Raw genomic sequence first — 3724 nt, forward strand, 5'->3', positions numbered from 1 at the left:
GGCGTCCCCGGCCCGCCCGGCGTGCCGGGGTCCACCGGCTCGGCGGCCGCCGCCACGACGGTCATGGTGCTGACCCCCGAGCGGTACTCGGCGCCGTAGGGGTCCGTGACCGTGAACCACCAGCCGAGGCTGCCGAGCGGTGCGTCGGCCCAGGCGGCGACCGCCTCGGTCCCGCTGGCGACGTCGGCGACCGTCGCGACCGCCTCCGGCGCCTGCACCTCGGCCGTGAAGGCGTTGGTGCGCAGCGTCTTCGCGTGGGGCGAGATGCCCGCCGTCGCGTAGGGGATCACGAACTCCTGGTGCTGGGGCTCGAGCGAGGGGTCGTCGCTGTCGTAGTCGTCGAGCGAGGGCGAGTAGGTGCGCACGGTGATCTGCTGCCCTGCGTTGTCGAAGTGCAGCAGCCGCAGGTAGCCGAGACCTCCCTCGGGCAGGCCCTGGTAGTCGAAGAGCATCTGGGTCACGGTGCGCTCGGCGACGCCGTCGCCGTCGTCGTCGAACTGGTCGTACCGCGTGAAGGCGTCGTGGTAGTGCCCGGACATGACCATCGAGACGTTCGGGTTGGTCGCCACCACCTCGTCGTAGATCTGCTGCGGCACGGGTCCGAGGCCGCCCGTCGTGAGCATGTACTCGTGCAGGTTGATGATCGCCGTGCGCTCGGGGTACTGCGCGAGCACCTCGTTCATCCAGGCGATCTGGTCGACGCCGGGCGCCCAGCCCATGGAGAGCACGAGGAGGTCGACGCCGCCGGTGCTGACGAGGTCGTAGTGCCCGCGGTTGTCGAGGTGGCTGCCGCCGTACCAGGGGTTCGACGCGTAGCGCTGCTCGCCGAACCACTGCGAGTAGGCGGTGTAGTCGTCGTTCTTCTGGTCGACGTCGTGGTTGCCGGCGAGCACGCCGTAGGGCAGCCCGGCGGCGTCGAGGCGGTCGTACTGCGCGTCGGCCCGCTGCCACTGCTCGGGCACGGTGCCGTCGTCGACGATGTCGCCGGTGTGGAACAGGTACTGCAGGTTGAGGTCGTCACGGCGCTCGAGGAGGTAGTCGTGGATCGCCACCTGGTGCTTGTAGTTCGCCGGGTCGGCGTTGTAGTACTGCGTGTCCGACTCCCACGCGAGCGTGAAGTCGTACTCGGAGCGGGGCGTGTCCGCGGGGTTCGCCGGGACGACCGGGGTCTCGCGCGTCGAGCGCGGCGCCCCGGCGAAGCCCTCGGAGTGCTGCACGAGCACCGAGAGCGTGCCATCCGGGGCGACGTGGTCGGCCGACGCGACCGTGGCGGTCAGGGCGAACTCGACGTCGTCGGGGTCGACGGTCACGAACCGGTCGACCTCCTCCCAAGCGTTCGTCGTCGTGTTCCGCACGTACATCAGCACCTTGGCGCCGGTGTCGGCGGAGCCGGTCCAGGTCAGCTTGGTCTGGTGCTCGCTCCCCGCCCCGGCCGGGACGGCCACGTCGAACACCTGGTACGGCAGGGCGGTGTCCGAGCTGACCTCGGCGTCGATCCCGTCGACCCCGCCGATGGCGGCCACGTCGTCGGTGCTCAGGGCACGGGCGCCCGCGGCCGAGGCGGGCGTCGCGCCGTCGACCTCGGTCGCGACGTCGGTGGTGCCGGAGCGGCTGGTCACCCCGCCGTTCGCCGCGTCCAGCTCGTAGCCGCGCGCGAAGTCGACGCGGAGGGCGTCGCCGCTCGGGTCGTCGACGCGGGCGCGGAGCTCCACCTCGCCCTCGGTCACCTCGGCGCCCTCGGCGGGCAGCACCGCCTGGCCGGACGGCTGCTCGACCGGGGTCGTGAACGGCACGTCGGTGCGGCTCGCGTTGCCGACCGCGTCCGTCGCGGTGAGGGACAGCAGGTGCTCACCTCCGGGAAGGTCCACCGAGGAGGCGCGGAACGGCAGCTGCACCGGCTCGCCGTCGAGGGTGGTCACGAACGTCGCGACGCCGGAGCCGGCGTCGTCGGCGGTCCCGGTGAGGAGGAACTCGCCGCGGTACTCGGCGCCCTGCTCGACGTCGGTCGTGATCGCGGGGGCCGTGTTGTCGACGAGGACCGTCCTCGAGATCGACTCCGCGCCTCCTGCGCCCCTGGCGGCGACGACGTGCGGGCCGTCGCCGACGGCGGTCGTGTCCCACTGGTGCGAGAGGGCGCCGAAGGCGTCGTCGGGCACGGTGAAGACGGCGTCGAAGAAGTCGAGCTTGCCCGCGCTGTCGCCCATCTGGAGCACGCGCGACGGGTCGTCGTAGCCGGCCGGCCGCAGCGTGCGGCCGTCGGGCAGCACGAGTCGCAGGTTCTGGACCGTGAAGTCGTCGTTGTTCTCAGGGCTCAGCTCCGGGGCCGCCTTGGTGCCGGCCCAGACGCTCAACGTGAGGGGCTCGCCGGGGCGGACCGCCGCCAGCGGCACCTTCGTGGTGATGGTCTCGACACCCTCGAAGATGCCGTCGTCGAAGATCGTGAGGACGTCGTCGCCGAGCAGGACTCCGTTGCGGAAGTACGTGTTGACGCCCCCGGCCTCGAACGCGAAGTACGCCTCGCGCTCGAGGGCGCGCTCGACGTCGTCGACCTCGGCGCCGTCGACGGAGAGCCGGACGTCGGGCGGCGTGGCGCTGCCGGCCGCCGCGAGGGCGACGGTGCCCCGGACTCCCTGGCCCTCAGCGACGTTGAGGCGCACGGGGGAGTCGTCGCGGCCCGCGACGGGCACGGTGCGGAGGGGCGTCGTCGTCGTGTTCGTGCCGTCGCTGACCTCGAGCGAGTACCGCAGCCAGCTCTTGCCGTACAGGTCGACGCCGGGCACGGACCACGTGTACCGGTCCAGGGGCCCGACGGTGTCGGCAGGGTCGGCGCGCTGGCCGACGAGGTCGACGACCACCGACTCCGCGTCGACGTCGTTCTCGGCGGTCAGCCGGGCCGTCAGCACGCCCACGTCGTCGCTGACGGTGAAGGCGACGTCGAAGTCCGTCGTGGGGTCGTCGACGGAGGCGGCGGTCCGGTCGACGACGACGGGCGCGGTCGTGTCGGCCGGCGTCACGACGAGCCCCGTCGGGACCTGGTCCGCCGTGACGGAGCCGGGGCTCGCCGGCGCCTTGCGCAGCAGGACCTGCTTCGTCGTGTCGGCCGCGTCGGGCCCGTACTGGATGCCCTGGTCGGGGTCGACGTCGTCGCGTCCGGCGACCAGGCCGTAGTGGGCCCGGTTCAGGGCGGTCCCCGAGTTCGTGACGATCTCCATGCCCCGCGCCGAGCCGTTCGCCATGCCGGCGGAGGCGACGTCGAGCAGCTGGCCGTCGCGGAGCGAGGCGCCGAAGTGGGCGTTGAAGTCGGCGCGGGTCAGCGCGGCGTTCTGGCCGTTCCTGACCCAGAGCACCAGCGTGTCGCCGGGCTCGACGACGGCGGCCCGCGGCGTCGACGGCCAGAGCACGGTCGACGAGTTCTGCACCTCGTCGACCGGGTAGAGGTACCGCAGCGAGTAGTCCGCGAAGTCGACGGCGCGGTCGCTCCCGTTGTAGACCTCGACGAACTCGTAGCCGTCGGCGCTGCCGACGTTCGTCGAGTCGGGCAGCAGCTCGGTGATCTGCAGCGTGGACGCGCGCAGAGCAGGGTCGGGCTGCGGGGCGGGCGTCGGCTCGGGCTCGGGCTCAGGCGCCGGCGTCGGCGTCGGGGCCGGCGAGGTGGGGGCAGGTGACGGCTCGGGCGTCGCGGTCGGCTCGTCGGGGGACGGCTCGGGGTCGACCGGGGCCGTGC

1 protein-coding gene is annotated in these 3724 nt (G+C 72.8%); it reads right to left on the reverse strand.

The window, feature by feature from the left end:
- A partial coding sequence (locus RWM17_RS13035) for a lamin tail domain-containing protein (RefSeq protein ID WP_314104320.1) occupies positions 1-3724 on the reverse strand: 3724 nt, incomplete at both ends.

Source organism: uncultured Frigoribacterium sp. (assembly GCF_963515265.1).
GTDB lineage: Bacteria > Actinomycetota > Actinomycetes > Actinomycetales > Microbacteriaceae > Frigoribacterium.